We start from the raw sequence: 16,866 nt of genomic DNA, 5'->3' as shown, positions 1-16,866 counted from the left end.
ATTAATAACCGTCAATGGCTCGATTATTCGGCTCGCGTGAGCTGCGGCTCCGAAGCCTGTCAGCTCCGTGGAAAATTCCACGCATCGGCGGTGCCGCCGACGACGCCGTGGCCGTTCACCGCTTGGGCGTGAGTGCCGGTCGCCGGGGTGAGCACCTTACCGCCCTCGTCTTCCCAGCGGTTTATCTCGCGCGCCGTGCGCCGTCCGGCCGCGTCCTGCGACTGCACCCACTTCCACGCGAGAACGCTGCCGACGGCGAACAGCGCGCCGAAAATTCCAATCGAAGGACGTGCCATTTGTGTTCTCTCCATTGTCAAGAATTCGTCGTCGCGTTGAAACGCGGCGCCGCAATTCGGCGCTTCATGGCGAATACGCCGCGAATCAGCGCGAAACCAGAAGTCCCACCAGAAAGCCGACGCCCGCGGCAATGCCGAGCGACTGCCACGGATTGTCCTTCACATATTTCTCAGTGCAATCGACGCCCGCGCGATAGCGGCTTTGCGCACTCGCCTGTGCATCCTCGAGCGCGTTACGCGCCGAATCGACGTGATCGCGCAGACGCGAACGGAGCGCCTCGACGCCCTCGCCCGGCAGCGTCGCCGACAATCGCAGCAACTCCTCCGAATCGTTCAGCAGCACCTTGATGTCTTCAATGATCTTTTGCTTGCCCAACGCAAGCTGGACAGTCGTCTGACTCATGGAATGTAGTCCTCGCGCAATTGGGATGTGTATGAGTAGGCCGAAGCTCGATCAGCGTGTTTCGGCGACCGGAAGGCGGCTCACGGGAAGGCGCGCGTCTGTTTCGAGACGGGCGCGCAGGCTGCGCACGACGCCGCTTGCCATCAACGCGCCGCCCATTGCGCCGAACACGAAACTGGTCACGTTCGCTGCGCGCGCCAGCGCCGGCGTGCCTGCCGCATAGCCTAGCACCGCGCACATCAGCGCGGTGACGAGCGCGACGGCGGCCCAGTGATAGATGTCGATCGGCTCGCCGGGCACGAGTTCCTGACCATCGCTGCCGCCCGCTTGCGCACGCCGCGTGCGGATCGGCCGCTTGGGGATCGTGCGGTCGTGAGCGGCACCGTCGAAACTAAAGAAGTCTTCCATGATGCTTTTGCCTCTCTCGCCTTTCCTCGTGTGTGCGCCCACGATGCCAAGGTCGTTGGCGAACTTTCGAATAAGAATCACGATGACCCAAGCGAACGCAGCTTTCGTGCCAGTGACGGCGTACTGGAGTACGACCCGCGCCTGCGCCGCGAAGCGTCAGCGAATCGGGTAACAATTGCGCTGTGCGCTTGTAATTTCTCAGTGCGTAAAGGAGAACCTTTCCGCAAGCTCTCCGGACGCGCTGCCCATTCAGACAAAATGCGCCGCCGGTCGGCCGGCACATTGCCGCAAGGTCGTTGCGAATGGTTAAATAGCGTTTATGAGATAGGTTCGCCTGTAAGCAATCGGCGTTGCGCAGACACGCGATGCAGGCGACCCGGCACCGACGCACCACGAGGAAGAGCGGCTCACGGCTGACGTGAGCACGACGGGCAGCGCGCACGGGCGCGTGATATGCCGATGCGCGCGGTCACCCACGGTTGCGCCGCTCGCGCGCCGCACTGCGCCACGCCGGCTGCGACCGGCGCCGCCCGCGCAGGCCGCCGCCCGCCCACCACATACGCAGAACTGGAACGATCAGGACACATGGCGTCAACCGAACTGGATCCGCCGCCCGCAGCGGTCGGCGATACACCCGCGCAAAGAAAGCGCAACACGGGGGAAGTGCCGGGCTTGAAGTCCTATGGACTGCTCTATGGCTCGTCGCCCGTGATGCTGGAGTTGTATGCGCAAATCGAGCGCGTCGCCGCGACCGATGCGACGGCGCTCATCATCGGCGAGTCGGGTACCGGCAAGGAACTCGTCGCCCGGACGATTCACGACCATAGCGCGCGCAAGGACGCGCCGTTCATCGCGGTGAACTGCGGCGCGATTCCCGACAATCTGATCGAAGCCGAGCTTTTCGGTCACGAGAAAGGCAGCTTCACGGGTGCGGTGCAGGGGCGCATCGGCTATTTCGAGCACGCGAATGGCGGCACGCTCTTTCTCGACGAAGTCACCGAGATGTCGCCCGTGCGGCAAGTGAAACTGCTGCGCGCGCTCGAGACGGGCACGTTCTTTCGTGTGGGCGGCAACGATCTCATCAGCTCCGATGTGCGCGTGATCGCGGCGACCAATCGCGATCCCATCGTCGCCGTGAAGGAAAATGGCTTGCGCGAGGATCTGATGTATCGCCTCGCGGTATTCCCGTTGCGCGCGCCGCCGCTGCGCGAGCGCGATTCGGACCGCGAACTGCTTGCACAATATTTCCTCTCGGAAATGAACGCGCAGGAAGGCACGAGCAAGGTCTTCAGCAAGCGCGCACTCGACGTGCTGCGCACCTATTCGTGGCCGGGCAACGTGCGCGAGCTGAAGAACACGGTCTATCGCGCGTTCATCCTCGCGGAGAAGACGGTGGAGATCGCGCATCCACACCTTGCCTCGCGCGTGAAGAAGCCCGTCACGCAGGGCGACGCGATGAACGTCTGGGTAGGCACGCCGCTCGCCGATGCGCAGAAGCAGATCATCCTCGGCACGCTCAAGCATTGCGGTGGCGACAAGCGGCGTGCGGCAAAGGCGCTCGGCGTGAGCCTCAAGACCTTGTATAACCGCCTCGGCGCATACGAAAACGAAGACTCCGAAGGCAGTGACACGGCCACCGGCGGCGAAAGCTGAGCAGCCTTTCGGCTTACATCTGCATGACTCCCGAAGCGGGCGCGCATGGCCGCGCTCGCTTCTTTTTGTCCGCGACGCTGCGCCGATCGAAACGTGCTCGCGTCGCTTGCAATTTCTTGCAATTTTCCCGAAGCGGTAATTAGAAGCATGCTTCAAAATGCGCGAAGCCCGCGCATCGTGGCGTGTTTGCGTTGCCGGGCGGCGGCTTGAGGGCGAGACCTCAAGGAGATTCGAGCCAAGCGAACCCCGATGGCAAGCGTCGGGACACGGGTAGACGAAGGAAAGCAACATGCAGATCAGGGTCCATCGGCGCGGCCCGCGCGCCGCCGCGCTCGCCGCGGTCATCTCGGGCGTCATCGCTTGCGTGAGCCTCAGTGGATGCAACTCGCTCTATAGCGAAGGCGCGACGGCAGGCGCCGGTATCGCGGGCGCGGCGGTGGCGAATAGCGTCACCAGCAACGCCGCGGTGGCAACAGGCATCGGCCTGGGCGCAGTCGCCGCGGCGCGCGCGGGCGTGCAGTACACGCAGCGCGTCATTCACACCAACACACAGGATCAGATCGCCACAGCCGCCGGGCCGCTGGCGGTCGGCGCGGTCGCGCCGTGGAAGGCGGTGCACTCGGTGCCGATCGAAGAAGACGAGAAAGGCCGCGTGACAGTGAGCCGCACGATCAGCAGCGGCGTGCTCGACTGCAAGGAGATCGTGTTCTCGGTCGATCGGGACGCGACGAAGGATCGCGCCGCGGACAGTGCGTTCTATGTCGCGTCGGTATGCCGTGACGGCGACAAGTGGAAGTGGGCGTCGGCGGAGCCCGCTACACCGCGCTGGGGCTCGCTGCAATGACGCTGTCTCTCGACGTATCTCTGGCGCTGCGTCTCGGGCTGATCGCGGCGGGTGCGGCCGCTTGCGTGACGATGAGCGGCTGCGCGTCGATCGGCGCCGCGGCCGGCGCGACCGCCGGCATCGCGACGGGCGCGTTCACGACGAATCCGGCCATCGGGCTCGGCGTGGGCATCGCGGTGCAGGCCGCCACCGACGAGGCGGTCAAGCACATCACCAAATCGCTGCATGAGGATCAGCAGGTCATGATCGCGGTGACAGCGGGCGTGTCGCAGATCGGCGAGACGCGGCCATGGAAGGTCAAGCACACCTTGCCGGTCGAGAACGGCCACGGCGAAGTGCGTGTGCTGCGCGAATTCAGCAGTGCGCTCGCGACGTGCAAGGAATTCGCATTCTCGGTCGTCGATGGCGACGATGCGAAAGCGCCCGCCGAATGGTTCATCGCTACGGCATGCCAGCAGCCGAGCGGTTGGAAATGGGCGTCGGCGGAGCCTGCGGTCGAGCGTTGGGGGAACTTGCAGTAGTCTCCTGGATGGTCTACCGAAGAGCGCGGTTCCCTTGCGGACACCGCGCTTTTTTCATGACTTCAGCCGTTGGCCATCGCTTCCGGCGCGGCGCGTGCGAGGAAGCCGTGGATCAGTTTCGGCCGTTCCGAACGGCCAATCCAAAGCAAAAAGCGCGGCGCCTTCATCGGGCAACCGCGCTTTTGAATCGACTGCGATCAAGGCCGCTCAAGCCTCGACATCCTCCAGACTCAGCATCTCCGTCTGGTCGTTATAGGAAAAGATCTCCCCGTAACGTCCCCAGTCGATGACCGCGTCGAGCGTCTCCTGCGCAGCCTTGTCGGAGAGAAAGTCCTCCAGTTCCTGCTCGAAGCGCACGCGCGGCGCGCGATGTCCCGGCCGCTCGTTCAGCACCTTCTTGATCCGCGCGGCCAGCGGCACGTGCCGCAGCAGATGCTCGGCGAACATCATCTTGCGCTCCTGCGTGCCGAGCTCGGCGAAGACGCGCGCTTGCGGCGTGAGGAAGATGTCGCCTTCGCGCACATCGGCGAACCCCAGATGTTGCAGCACTTCCGCGATCGGAAAGAGATCATCGACCTCGAGATGCAGGGTGCGCGCGATTTCGGGCATGTCCGCGCGGCCGTGATACGGCTCCGCCGCGAGCGTTTCGATGAGACCGGCCATCAGGTTGGTCGAGACCGACGGCAGCCAGCTTCCCAGCTCGAGCCCCTTCTTCTTCGCTTCGTCCATCTGGCGCGCGGTCATCTTCGCGTAGATATCGTCGACGAGACGCCGGAACGCCGGGTCCAGACGATTGCGCGGATGCTTGAAGGGCACCTTGATTTCAGCCATCACGCGACCGGGATTCGACGACAGCACCAGAATGCGGTCGCACATGAACACCGCTTCCTCGATGTTGTGCGTGACGATCAGCACCGACTTGATCGGCATGCGCCCCTGCGTCCACAGATCGAGCAGGTCGGTGCGCAGGTTTTCGGCGGTCAGCACGTCGAGCGCGGAGAAAGGCTCGTCCATGAGCAGTAGCGTCGGATCGACGACGAGCGCCCGCGCAAACCCCACGCGCTGTCGCATGCCGCCCGACAGTTCGCGCGGATACGCGTTTTCGAAGCCGTCGAGACCGATCAGGTCGATCGCGGCCAGCGCGCGTTCGCGGCGCTCGCGCGCGCCCACGCCCTGTGCTTCCAGACCGGCTTCCACGTTCTGAAGCACGGTCAGCCACGGAAACAGCGCGAACGTCTGGAACACCATCGCGACGCCCTTCGCGGGACCGTTCAACGGCTCGCCCAGATAGGTCACTTCGCCGGCCGTCGGCTCGATCAGCCCGGCGATGATGCGCAGAAGCGTCGACTTTCCCGAGCCCGAGCGCCCGAGCAATCCGACGATCTCCCCTTCGCGCAGCGCTAGGTTCGCATCGTCGAGCACGAGCAGTTCGCCCTGCGTCTTGTTGAAGCCGCGGCTGACGTTCGCCACGCGCAGGATCTCCGCGCCGAGTCGCGGCGGCGTGCCTTGCGGGCGCTGAAAGCCCGGTGCCGCCGACGTCTGCGTATTTTTCAGGTTCTGCATCGGAACTCGTCCTCAATCCAGCCGGAGTCTAGCTTCGGCGTAGGCGTACAGCGGGCGCCACAACAGTCGGTTGAACAGCGTGACGAACAGCGACATCACGGCGATGCCGAGAATGATTTTCGGATAGTCACCCGCGGCGGTCGTCCGGGCGATATAGGCGCCGAGGCCGTGCGCCACGACCTCCGTCTTCCCCCAGGACACGGCTTCAGCGACGATGCTGGCGTTCCACGCGCCGCCCGAAGCGGTGATCGCGCCGGTGATGTAGTAAGGAAAGATGCCCGGCAGCATGCACTTCTTCCACCACTGCCAGCCGCGGATCTGGAAGTTGCTCGCGGCCTCGCGATAATCGTTCGGATAGGAGGACGCCCCCGCGACTACGTTGAAGAGGATATACCACTGCGTGCCGAGCACGATGAGCGGGGACAGCCAGATATCCGGGTTCAGATTCCAGCGCACGATCACCACGACGAACACCGGAAACAGCAGGTTTGCCGGGAACGCGGCGAGGAACTGCGCGAGCGGCTGGATTTTTTCCGCGAGCGCCGGACGCAGGCCGATCAACACGCCGATGGGAACCCACACCACTGATGCGAGCGCGATCAGCACCACCACGCGCAAGAGCGTGATGAAGCCGAGCACGAACACATGGCCGACTTCGCCCCAACTCACGCCGGTCGAGACGAACGACGCGACCTTCCACACGACGAACACCGTGATCAGCAGCACGACCGTGCCCCACGCGATATCGCCGACGCGCGTGGACGGCACTTTCGCGCGCAACGGCAAGCCGACGTTCTCGAGCGCGCCTTGCAACGACGGCAGCCTGATGGGCACACGCGCCGCCTTCGCAAGAATCCAGCCCGCCGGCACGAGCAGACGGTGAATCAGGCGGGTGCGGCGAATCAGGTCGAGGAGCCACGACGAAGGCTCGTCGCCCGAGCTCGTGTTCTCCATGCGGAACTTGTCGGCCCACGCGACGAGCGGGCGGAACATCAACTGGTCGTAGGCCAGGATGACGATGGTCATCGCGAGGATCACCCAGCCGATCGCGCTCAGGTTGCGCTCGCCGATGGCCGCGGCCAGATACGCGCCGATGCCCGGCAGTACGATCGTGCGGTTGCCGACCGTGATCGCTTCGGACGCGACGACGAAGAACCAGCCGCCCGACATCGACATCATCATGTTCCAGATGAGGCCCGGCATCGAGAACGGCACCTCGAGCTTCCAGAAGCGCTGCCAGTTCGTGAGGTGAAAGCCGCGCGAGACTTCGTCCAGGTCGCGCGGCACCGTGCGCAGCGACTGGTAGAAGCTGAACGTCATGTTCCACGCCTGGCTCGTGAAGATGGCGAAGATCGCCGCGCATTCGGCGCCGATCACGCGCCCGGGGAACAACGCGAGGAAGAACGTCACCGTAAACGAGATGTAGCCCAGCACCGGCACCGACTGGAGGATGTCGAGAATCGGCACGAGCACGATCGACGCACGCCTGCTCTTCGCCGCGAGCGTGCCGTAGATCAGCGTGAAGATGAGCGAGGCGACCATCGCCAGCAGCATGCGCAAGGTCGTGCGCAACGCGTATTCCGGAAGATTCGCGGGGTCGAGCGAGATCGCCTGGGTCTGCAGCGTCGAGATGGGCGCCAGGGTCTCGTGAAAACCGACGGCGGCGAGCGCGATGATGCAGATGATCATCGGGAACGCGACGAAATCCCACCGGTTGGGCAGGATCCGCCACGCCGACGCATTCGCCGTGCGATTCAGATTGAAACCAAAATCCATTCAAGGCCCTCCCCGTAAGGCTTTGTTCCGACCGCGCGAGCGCGGGATGTTGCTTGAGACGGCCAACGAGCCGTCCGGCGGGCAAGAAGCCTTTGCCCGAAACAGCCCCATGCTCAACGCACGCGGCCGTCAAAACGACGACACGTTCAGCGCACGACGGCGCCGGGCAGTCGCCGCGTCAGACGTTTCCCCGCGCTGAACCGAGCGACACTACACCAACCCGTGTGACAGGCACAACCTTCATGCGGCCCGGCGCGCCAATCCTGCGATGTTTCTGTTGCTCTTCAGCACGGCACGGGCAAAATGAAGGGCAGTCCGCGTCGAATGCGCCTCGCGCCCGCGTGCCTTGGCCTCCTTTCAATCTGGCTGCGGCACGCATACGCCAGCCGGCACGGCGGACAGCGCTTTTGTGCGGCGCGCATCCGTTATGTTGGACGCACGTCGCACGCCGTCAGAAGGCACTTGATAGGCGGCAGAAAACATCGTCCAATCTTGGCTTATCACGAACAATAATTTGAGCGCCGATGCGATGCGAGACGCCCGATCCGAGCCGGAAACCCGCCTGAGCCATGCCTGCCGCCCCATTGCGGGCGAAAAGCCGGAAAGCGGCAGACATGATGCGCTGCAATCCGCGCACCCGCCTCGCCCGCATGGCGCAGGCTCAACCGCTCTGGCGGCACGGCGCGTTCAGCCTGCGAAAGGCGTGAACTTCCATTGCGCCCGAGATCGATGAACAAGCTCATCCTGCACCGTGTGATCGCGACGCTCGGCCTCGCGGCGCTGGCATTCGCGTGCTGGATTGCCGCCGGCTTGTTGTCGGACCGAATGGTACAACAGGAGATGACGGCGACGGTGCGGACCGAGCGCCAGATGGCGGCGTCGATCGTCGACAACATGGCGCAGATCATCGCGAGCGATCTGGCGATGTCGCGCGCGATTCCCGCCACGCTGGCGCAGATGGACCTCACGCAGCGAGCGCTCGCGGAGTCGCGGAATTATGCCTCGAACCCGGCCGGGACGGAACTCGAACGCCGCAAGGACTGGACCGCGCGCCCCGCTCTGGAGAAGGTCAATCACTTCCTGCACGACGCGCAGGGCTTCTCCGGCCTCGACTCCATCTGGCTCGTCAACGACAGGGGCTTCTGCATTGCCTCGAGCAACGCCGCCGACGACGACAGCTTCATCGGCTACGACATGAGCGCTCGCGGCTATGTCGCGCGTGCGCTGCTCGGCGGTTTCGTCGAGATGTACGGCGTGGGGCGCCTGTCCGGCGAACCGGGCATCTTCATCGCGGCGCCCGCTTACGAGGACGGCATCCTGGTCGGGGCGGTGATCGCCAAAGTGAGCATCGACCGGCTGCGGCACTGGGTCTCGCGTGCCGGCACATTCGTGACCGACGAGAACGGCGTCGTCGTGATGGCGCATGACGGGCGGCTCGAATACGAAGCGATGCCGGATGCGCCCATCGCGCGCATGACCGGGCGCGAGCGCGTCGAGCATTATCGGCGTGAGTCGTTTCCGGAGTTGCGCCTGTCGCATATCGGCGAGCAGATGCGCGCGTCCGAGCACTGGCTCGCGCCCGCGCTCGCGCAGACCTTCTACGCCGCGAACGGCAGCAACGTGCCCTCGCTTTACGACGAACGCACGGGACTCAATTCCGGCCTTTCGGCGCATATCGTCCATCCGCTCACGAGCTGGCCGGAGATCAGCCGCAATCACAGCCGCGACCGCTTCCTCGTGTTTCTGACGATGCTCGGCGTCGTGACGCTCGCGATCGTGATCGCCACGTCGTACTCGCGCGAGCGGCGCCTGCACCGCGCGACGCGCGATCTCGCCGAGCAGCTGCAATCGGCCAATACGCTGCTGTCGGCCGAAGCGCGCCACGACGCACTCACGGGCGCCCTCTCCCGGCGTTACTTCCTGGACACGCTGCGTCATGAAGTCGAGCTCGCGCGCTCGGTCGGCACTCCGCTTTCTGTGGCGATCGCCGATCTCGACCACTTCAAGCAGATCAACGATCGCTTCGGCCACGCCTCGGGCGACCGCGCGCTCGAACATTTCGTCGAAGTGTGCCGCGCGCAGCTTCGTCCGAGCGATGCGATCGGCCGGCTCGGCGGCGAGGAATTCGGCATTCTGCTGCCGCAAACCTCGCTCGCCGATGCGCAAGCCGTACTCGAACGTCTGAGGAAGCGCTTCCATCACGAGCACTGCGCGCATCTGCCGGACGACGCGGCGCTGTCGGTGTCGATCGGTATCACGGAGCTCGCATCGGACGATGCGCTCGAATGGATTCTTTCGCGCGCCGACCTCGCGCTCTACGAAGCGAAATCGCGCGGGCGCGACCGCAGCGAAGTGCGCCCCGCCGATCCCGGCCCGTCGACGCGGCACCCGGAAGACACGCTCGCGGGCAAATAGGCGGCGAGCGCGCCGCCCTCGCCGAGGCATCGAGTCACCGCACGGCCACCCGCATGTCGCGACGCGCACGCATCGCGCAGGTATCATCGACATTCGAAATCGAATGCCGCTGGCGTGAATCGGGAGAATTGCATGAAGGGAAATCTGGTCATCGTGTGTCGGGATCAGGACGCGGAAACGTTCGACCATCTGCTCGCCGAGTACGGCTCGTTTCAGACGCGGCTTTCGTCGACGGCGTGGTTCCTGAAAATCGATCTCGCGCCCGAAGTGATTCAGGAGGAGATCCTCACGCGCCTCGGCAAATACACGACGCACTACATTTTCGAGGCCTCGACCGTGACATACAACACGGTGGACAGCGAAGCGGCGTCGGCGCTCGAAACGCTGTTCGACTGATACCGCGCCGCTTCAGCGACGAAGCGCGCCGTTAAAGCACGCGCTCCTCGTGCTGCGGCCCTGCGCGCCGCTCTTCCGCCGGCAGCGTGGCGATGTCGAACGGAAAGGTCATCACGACCTGCAATCCGCCTTCCGCGCGATTGCCGATCTCGCACTCACCGCCCACGCGCCGCGCGAGCCGCTCCACGATGGCAAGTCCGAGCCCGCTATGACCACTGCCGCCGCGCGCCGGATCGAGCCGCACGAACGGCCGGCTCGCCTTGACGAGATCGTCCGGCGCGATGCCCTTGCCGTGATCGGACACTGACAGCACCCAGCCCTTCGCCTCGCGCCGCGTCTCGATGACGACCGGCGGCGCACCGTACGCATGCGCGTTGTCGAGCAGGTTCGACAGCATCCGGTCGAGCGTGGCTGCCGGCAACGCAAAAGCCGGCCCGGCCTCGAGTTTCAGGCGAATCGGCGGCGCGCCCGGCGACACCGCGCGATAAGCCCGCGCGATCCGCTCGCATTGTTCGTCCACGGGAATCGGCTCGCTGCCGTCCGGGCGGTCGTGCGCGAACACGAGGAATTGATCGACGATATGCGCCATGGAATCGACGTCGCGCACGACGCCGTCGCGCATTTTCTCGTCGTCCATCATTTCGGCGCGCAGCCGCAGGCGCGCGAGCGGCGTCTTCAGATCGTGCGCGACACCCGCGAGCATCACAGCGCGGTCGTTCTCCGTCTGCGAGACCTCGCGGACCATCTGATTGAAGCCGTGCGTCAACTGCCGCAATTCGCGCGGGCCGCGCTCGGGAACCGGTGGCGTCGGCTGGCCGCGCCCGAAGCGCCCGACCGCCTGCGCGAGCGAGCGCAACGGATATTGCAGTTGCCACGCGCCGAACAGCGCGGCAAGGACGGCCGTCGAGAAAATCAGCGCGAGCCACACGAGCATGCGGTCGCGCGAGCGCGGCGGGCGCAGCGGCTGCACCGGGACGACGATCCACCCCGAATCCTTCACGCCGTGCACCCACACGCTCGGCGGGCCGCCTGGCTCGTTCAGGCGCACTTCCGTGCCGTCGGGCAGACGGTCTTTCAGATCCTCGACGAAACGCTGCAGCGGCGGCGGCATATCCTCGCCGGGCTGCTTCGGCACCTCCGGACTCGCGAGCGGGACGACGCGCACGCGCGGCGGCAAAGGCTGATCCGGCGTATTGGCGATGTGCTGACGAACCGCTTCGACAAGGAAAACGGCCTCCTCGACGGCGAACCGCGTCTGCACATTGTCCCGCTCGAACCGGATGATCGCGAACCAAGCGACATGCGACAGCACCAGCATGCCGATGACGATCACGACCAGCCGGCCGAACAGCGTGTCAATTGCCCGGCGCATTTTGCTCGCCGTCCGGCACGAACACGTATCCGCGCCCCCGCACCGTCTGGATGAAGCGCGGCGCCGAAGGATCGGTTTCCAGGATGCGGCGCAGGCGCCAGACCTGCACGTCGATGCCGCGGTCGGTTCCGTCGTATTCCGGGCCGTGCAGGAGTTCGAGCAGGCGCTCGCGCGTAAGCGTGCGCATCGGGTTGTTCACGAAGATCTTGAGCAGCGCGAATTCGCTGCCCGACAGCGTCAGCGGTTTGTCGTCCTGTTGCAGCGTGCGCGACTGAAAGTCCAGACGGAACCGGCCGAACGAAAACGGCTCCCGCTGCTCGGGCGCGGCCGACGGAATCGTGCGACGGCGGCGCAGCACGGCCTGCACGCGCGCGAGCAGTTCGCGCGGATTGAACGGCTTGCCGAGGTAATCGTCCGCGCCCAGTTCCAGGCCGACGATCCGGTCCACGTCGTCAGCGCGCGCGGTCAGCATGATGACCGGGATATCGTCGCCGGACGCGCGCAACTGTTTGAGCGCGGTCAGCCCGTCGACGCCCGGCATCATCAGATCGAGCACGATGAGATCGGGCCGCTCGCGTTCGATGCGGCGTTCGAGACCACCGGCGTCATGCAGCACCGACACCTCGATGCCCTGCCGGACCAGATAGTCGCGCAGAAGGTCGCGCAGTTCGGCGTCGTCGTCGACGACAAGTATTTGCGTAGTCATGGGATGCAGTTTAGCGCGTGAGTCTGACCTCGATTGATGACAGCCCTGCCACAAGGGTTACGGGGTGTTACGACGAAAGCGGGACGTAAACCGGCGTAACAAGCCTGAACCGTGCCGTAACACGCGGGCTGCCGCGAACCCCTACGCTGTGTCTCACCGACAAGCGCAAGACCTCGACACTCCAACCGACCCGTCGATCAAGGCCTCGTGGCTTCGGCATCGAAAACAATCAAGGGAGTATCAAGATGGCCAAGCAATATCGCATCCTCACCGCCGCCGCTGCTGCAATCGCGCTGACGTTCGGCACGGCCTACGCGGCCACCGGCGACGCGCCGCCGGCACCGGCCCCCGGCGGCCCGGCCATGATGGGTGGCCACGGCGGGCCTGGCGGCCACCACATGGAAATGCGCATGCAGAAGCAACTGGACGAGCTGCACGGCCAGTTGAAGCTGAACGCGGATCAGGAAAAGCTCTGGCAGACCGCGCTCACGACGATGAAGCAAAATCATCAGGCGATGCGCGACGCCCATAAGCAGATGCACGATCAGTTCAAGTCGATGGAAAGCCAGCCGATCCTCGATCTGAACGCGATGCACGCGGCGCACCAGAAGATCGAGGCGCAGAACGCGCAACTGCGCGAGCAGACCGCGACCGCGTGGCTGAACTTCTACAACGCGCTGAACGACCAGCAGAAAACGACCGTCAGCACGTCGCTCAAGAAGCACTTCGCAAAGATGCAGGAACACCAGCACAAGATGCATGAACGCTGGGGCAAGCACCGCGGCGGCCCGGACGGCGCACCGGGCGCAGCGGCGGGCGCATCGGCCACCGCGAAGCCGTAAGCGGCGGTTGCTGCAAAAAAAGCCGCGGAGCATGGCGCTCCGCGGCTTTTTTCATCGACGGCTCAGGACTTATGCGAGGTCGAACAGCAGCACTTCGGCGTTGTCGCCCTTCTCGAGCGTGACTTTCGACACATCCTCGAGCTTCGCGGCATCCCCCGCGCCGAGCGTCTCGCCATTTACCGTCACTGCGCCGCGCGCCACGTGCACGTACACGCGACGGCCCGCCGGTACGTCGAAGTCCGCGCGCTCGTCGCCATTGAAGAGGCCCGCGAAGATTCGTGCGTCCGCGCCGATTTTGACCGAGCCATCCGCGCTGTCAGGCGATGCGATCACGCGCAGCCGGCCGCGCTTTTCGTCGTCCGCGAAGCGCTTTTCCTCATAGCCCGGCGCGCCGCCCGGCGCATCCGGAATGATCCAGATTTGCAGGAAATGGGCGGTGTCCGTCGGTGAGCCGTTGAACTCGCTATGACGCACGCCGGTGCCGGCACTCATGCGCTGCACGTCGCCGGGACGGATCGTCGAGCCGTTACCCATGCTGTCGCGATGCGCGAGCGCGCCGTCGAGCACGTAACTCACGATTTCCATATCGCGATGACCATGCGCGCCGAAGCCCTGGCCGCCCGCCACGCGGTCTTCGTTGATCACGCGCAGCGCGCCGAAGTGCATGTGCTCCGGATCGTAGTAATCGGCAAAGGAGAAGCTGTGATACGAGTCGAGCCAGCCGTGATTGGCGTGGCCCCGTTCGTTGCTGCGGCGAATCTCGAACATGATGTTTGCTCCCGCCCGAGGCGTTGGTTTGCGATGGAGAGAATGTAAGGGCGACGCCGCTTTGGAACAACGCGCCGCAAGGCACTACATCGTTCCACCCATGCATGTAATCGGACTCTTCCGGGTGCGCCTCCGCGCGCTCGCCGGCTTCGGGTAAAATACCGCGCTTTTCGGGGTGGCGACGGGTGGCGACAGCCCACGCTCGGCCGAGGTGCCGGGATATCCGACGATCGCGAACCCGCCGCGAAGCGATTGCGAGTTAACCGGGCTGGCAGCAACGGCAGCCCGCAATTTTGACCACTTAGAATACCGACCGCTGGCCGTAAAGCGGGAGCGAGCCGGAGAAGGACAGCCGAAACGCGCGGGAAGCGCGCCGCCGGCCGGAAAGAGACATGATTACATTCGTATCGCGCGCCGCTGCCTCATCCACGGGTACGACCGCCGGAACGCATCGCGCGAACGACCGCCGTGTGCCGCGCTCGTCGCACTCCATGCACGTTAGGCACCTTACCAAGGAATCACCATGTTGCAAGGCTACGGCCCGCTGATCCTCGCGGGCACCTGGCAGACCGTCAAGCTGGCGGTGCTGTCGCTCGTGTTCGCCTTTGTGATCGGCCTGATCGGCGCGGCGGCGAAGCTGTCGAAAAACCGCGTGGCGTCGGGTTTCGGCACCGTCTACACCACGCTCATCCGCGGCGTGCCCGACCTCGTGCTGATGCTGCTTCTTTTCTACAGCATCCAGATCTGGCTGAACCTGTTCACGGACGCGGTAGGCTGGGATCAGATCGACATCGATCCGTTTCTCGCCGGCATTCTGGTCCTCGGTTTCATCTACGGCGCGTATTTCACCGAAACCTTCCGCGGCGCATTTCTCTCCGTGCCGCGCGGCCAGCTCGAAGCGGGCGTGGCTTACGGCATGACGCCTTGGCAGACCTTCTCCCGCATCATGTTTCCGCAGATGATGCGTTTCGCGCTGCCCGGCATCGGCAACAACTGGCAGGTCATGGTCAAGGCGACGGCGCTCGTGTCGATCATCGGCCTCGCGGATGTCGTCAAGGCCTCGCAGGATGCCGGCAAGGGCACGCTGCGCTTCTTTTTCTTCACGCTTCTCGCGGGCGCGGTCTATCTCGCGATCACCACGATCTCGAATTTCGTGCTGATCTGGCTGGAGCGGCGCTATTCCATCGGCGTGCGCAAGGCCGATCTCTAATCGGCCCATTCAGGAGCGGCAGGGAATCATGATCGAAATCATCCAGGAATACTGGAAGAACTACCTCTTCACCGACGGCTACCGCATCACCGGTCTCGCGATCACGATGTGGCTGCTGGTGATCTCCATCGGCCTCGGCTTTTGTCTGTCAGTGCCACTCGCGGTCGCGCGGGTGTCGAAGAACAAGCTGCTGTCGCGTTCGGTGTGGCTCTATACGTACGTCTTTCGCGGCACGCCGCTCTACGTTCAGTTGCTGCTGTGCTACACGGGCCTGTACAGCCTGCAGGTCGTGCGCGATCACATGCTGCTCGCCGAATTCTTCCGTAGCGGCATGAACTGCACGCTGCTCGCCTTCACGCTCAACACCTGCGCGTACACCACGGAAATTTTCGCGGGCGCGATCAAGGCGACGCCCTACGGCGAGATCGAAGCCGCGCGCGCATACGGCATGTCGGGTTTCACGCTGTATCGACGGGTGATTCTTCCTTCGGCGTTGAGACGCGCGCTGCCCTACTACAGCAATGAAGTCATTCTGATGCTGCACGCGACCACCGTCGCGTTCACGGCGACCGTGCCGGACATTCTCAAGATCGCGCGCGACGTCAATTCGGCGACTTATCAGTCGTTCGAGGCGTTCGGCATCGCCGCGCTGCTCTATCTTTGCATTTCGTTCGCGCTCGTGTGGCTGTTCCGCCGCGCCGAGTATCGCTGGCTCGCTTATTTGCGGCCGCAAGGCAAATAAGACCATCGAGTCAGCCAAGGACCCTTCATGAATTCCCAGATGCACAAGCTTTTTGTCGACGATATTCACAAGCAGTACGGCAGCAACGAGGTCCTGAAGGGCGTTTCGCTCAAGGCGAAGGCCGGCGACGTGATCAGCATCATCGGCTCGTCCGGCTCGGGCAAGAGCACGATGCTGCGCTGTATCAACTTCCTGGAGCAGCCGAATCAGGGGCGTATCTTCGTCGACGGCACCGAAGTCCGCACGATGAAGGACAAGACCGGCGCGCTGAAGGCGGCGGACCCGAAACAACTGCGGCAAGTTCGCTCGAAATTGTCGATGGTCTTCCAGCACTTCAATCTCTGGTCGCACATGAACGTGCTGGAAAACGTGACCGAGGCGCCCGTGAACGTGCTCGGGCTCTCGAAGAAGGAAGCAGAGGAACGCGGGCGCGCTTATCTGGAAAAGGTCGGGCTCGCGCCGCGGGTGGAGAAGCAGTATCCGTCGCATTTGTCGGGTGGACAGCAGCAGCGCGTCGCCATTGCGCGCGCGCTCGCGATGCATCCCGACGTCATGCTCTTCGACGAACCGACTTCCGCGCTCGATCCCGAGCTCGTCGGCGAAGTGCTCAAGGTCATGCAGACGCTCGCCGAGGAAGGCCGGACGATGATCGTCGTGACGCACGAGATGGCGTTCGCGCGCAACGTGTCGAATCATGTCGTGTTCCTGCATCAGGGACGCATCGAGGAGGAAGGTCATCCGGATGCGGTGTTCGGCAACACGAAGAGCGAGCGCCTGAAGCAGTTCCTGTCGGGCAGCCTGAAGTAGATTCGCGAAACGCAGCCGAAAGCCCGTTTCGGCAACCTTCGACTCCAGAAAAGGCGCCCGCGAGGCGTAATGCCGTTCAGTTAGCGCTGCACGGCATTTTTGTTTATGGGGTGAGAAGTGGTTGTAAACGGAGCGCCGGGCTGT

Annotated in this window: 17 protein-coding genes; 9 read left to right on the top strand and 8 right to left on the bottom strand. The window is 64.3% G+C overall.

From position 1 onward, the window contains the following. Nucleotides 1-59: 59 nt before the first annotated feature. The 3 genes from NCT32_RS03955 to NCT32_RS03945 all read right to left on the bottom strand — a co-directional run bounded on the left by NCT32_RS03955 (nt 60) and on the right by NCT32_RS03945 (nt 1,107). The gene (locus NCT32_RS03955) at nt 60-296 is read right to left on the bottom strand and encodes a hypothetical protein (protein WP_061120623.1); all 237 of its coding nucleotides are present in this window, start codon (nt 294-296) and stop codon (nt 60-62) included. 85 nt (nt 297-381) lie between these two features. After that, nucleotides 382-699 (bottom strand): YqjD family protein, encoded by a 318-nt coding sequence (locus tag NCT32_RS03950; RefSeq protein WP_061120624.1) that lies wholly within the window; start codon nt 697-699, stop codon nt 382-384. A 51-nt stretch (nt 700-750) separates the two neighbouring features. Beyond that, nucleotides 751-1,107, bottom strand: a complete 357-nt coding sequence (locus NCT32_RS03945; protein WP_061120645.1) for a hypothetical protein — start codon at nt 1,105-1,107, stop codon at nt 751-753. A gap of 585 nt (nt 1,108-1,692) precedes the next feature. On the opposite strand from NCT32_RS03945, the gene NCT32_RS03940 reads away from it, so the two are divergent. The 3 genes from NCT32_RS03940 (at nt 1,693) to NCT32_RS03930 (ending at nt 4,125) form a co-directional block, all read left to right on the top strand. Continuing rightward, nucleotides 1,693-2,760, top strand: coding sequence for a sigma-54-dependent Fis family transcriptional regulator (locus tag NCT32_RS03940; protein WP_061120625.1), 1,068 nt, complete (start codon nt 1,693-1,695; stop codon nt 2,758-2,760). A 289-nt stretch (nt 2,761-3,049) separates the two neighbouring features. Continuing rightward, nucleotides 3,050-3,604 carry a hypothetical protein gene (locus NCT32_RS03935; protein WP_061120626.1) on the top strand — a complete coding sequence of 185 codons (555 nt, stop codon included), beginning with the start codon at nt 3,050-3,052 and terminating at the stop codon, nt 3,602-3,604. Continuing rightward, on the top strand, nt 3,601-4,125 hold the full coding sequence (locus tag NCT32_RS03930) for a hypothetical protein (RefSeq protein WP_061120646.1): 525 nt from the start codon (nt 3,601-3,603) through the stop codon (nt 4,123-4,125). Before NCT32_RS03935 ends, NCT32_RS03930 begins: the two co-directional genes overlap by 4 nt. A 207-nt stretch (nt 4,126-4,332) precedes the next feature. On the opposite strand, the gene NCT32_RS03925 is transcribed toward NCT32_RS03930, so the two are convergent. Continuing rightward, a complete protein-coding gene (locus NCT32_RS03925) occupies nt 4,333-5,688 on the bottom strand; it encodes an AAA-associated domain-containing protein (RefSeq protein ID WP_061120627.1) in 1,356 nt (451 codons plus the stop codon). A 12-nt stretch (nt 5,689-5,700) separates the two neighbouring features. Next, a complete protein-coding gene (locus NCT32_RS03920) occupies nt 5,701-7,464 on the bottom strand; it encodes an ABC transporter permease subunit (protein ID WP_061120628.1) in 1,764 nt (587 codons plus the stop codon). A gap of 729 nt (nt 7,465-8,193) precedes the next feature. Between NCT32_RS03920 and NCT32_RS03915 the strand changes: the two genes are divergently transcribed. After that, nucleotides 8,194-9,879 carry a diguanylate cyclase gene (locus NCT32_RS03915; RefSeq protein WP_061120629.1) on the top strand — a complete coding sequence of 562 codons (1,686 nt, stop codon included), beginning with the start codon at nt 8,194-8,196 and terminating at the stop codon, nt 9,877-9,879. Nucleotides 9,880-10,011: 132 nt separating this feature from the next. Further along, a complete protein-coding gene (locus tag NCT32_RS03910) occupies nt 10,012-10,275 on the top strand; it encodes a hypothetical protein (protein WP_061120630.1) in 264 nt (87 codons plus the stop codon). Nucleotides 10,276-10,306: 31 nt separating this feature from the next. Here the strand turns inward: NCT32_RS03910 and NCT32_RS03905 are convergent, their stop codons facing one another. Both NCT32_RS03905 and NCT32_RS03900 read right to left on the bottom strand, forming a co-directional pair. After that, nucleotides 10,307-11,647, bottom strand: coding sequence for an ATP-binding protein (locus NCT32_RS03905; protein ID WP_061120631.1), 1,341 nt, complete (start codon nt 11,645-11,647; stop codon nt 10,307-10,309). Then, nucleotides 11,631-12,353 carry a response regulator gene (locus NCT32_RS03900; RefSeq protein WP_061120632.1) on the bottom strand — a complete coding sequence of 241 codons (723 nt, stop codon included), beginning with the start codon at nt 12,351-12,353 and terminating at the stop codon, nt 11,631-11,633. Before NCT32_RS03900 ends, NCT32_RS03905 begins: the two co-directional genes overlap by 17 nt. 245 nt (nt 12,354-12,598) lie before the next feature. Here NCT32_RS03900 and NCT32_RS03895 point away from each other — a divergent pair, with 245 nt between their 5' ends. After that, a complete protein-coding gene (locus tag NCT32_RS03895) occupies nt 12,599-13,195 on the top strand; it encodes a periplasmic heavy metal sensor (RefSeq protein ID WP_061120633.1) in 597 nt (198 codons plus the stop codon). A 69-nt stretch (nt 13,196-13,264) separates the two neighbouring features. Here NCT32_RS03895 and NCT32_RS03890 read toward each other — a convergent pair whose 3' ends face one another. Next, nucleotides 13,265-13,963, bottom strand: a complete 699-nt coding sequence (locus NCT32_RS03890) for a pirin family protein (RefSeq protein WP_061120634.1) — start codon at nt 13,961-13,963, stop codon at nt 13,265-13,267. 523 nt (nt 13,964-14,486) lie between these two features. On the opposite strand from NCT32_RS03890, the gene NCT32_RS03885 reads away from it, so the two are divergent. Genes NCT32_RS03885 through NCT32_RS03875 form a run of 3 tightly spaced genes read left to right on the top strand, consistent with a single transcriptional unit; the run spans nt 14,487 to nt 16,722 of the window. Then, on the top strand, nt 14,487-15,173 hold the full coding sequence (locus NCT32_RS03885) for an ABC transporter permease (RefSeq protein ID WP_061120635.1): 687 nt from the start codon (nt 14,487-14,489) through the stop codon (nt 15,171-15,173). 28 nt (nt 15,174-15,201) lie between these two features. After that, the gene (locus tag NCT32_RS03880; RefSeq protein WP_035506196.1) at nt 15,202-15,915 is read left to right on the top strand and encodes an ABC transporter permease; all 714 of its coding nucleotides are present in this window, start codon (nt 15,202-15,204) and stop codon (nt 15,913-15,915) included. A 27-nt stretch (nt 15,916-15,942) separates the two neighbouring features. Further along, entirely contained in the window at nt 15,943-16,722 is a 780-nt protein-coding gene (locus NCT32_RS03875) for an ABC transporter ATP-binding protein (RefSeq protein WP_061120636.1), read from the top strand. Nucleotides 16,723-16,866: the final 144 nt, after the last annotated feature.

Source organism: Caballeronia sp. INML2, from assembly GCF_023631365.1.
GTDB classification, from domain to species: Bacteria; Pseudomonadota; Gammaproteobacteria; order Burkholderiales; family Burkholderiaceae; genus Caballeronia; species Caballeronia turbans.
Note: the sequence above shows the minus strand (reverse complement) of the source record. Positions and strands in the feature narration are given on the sequence as shown.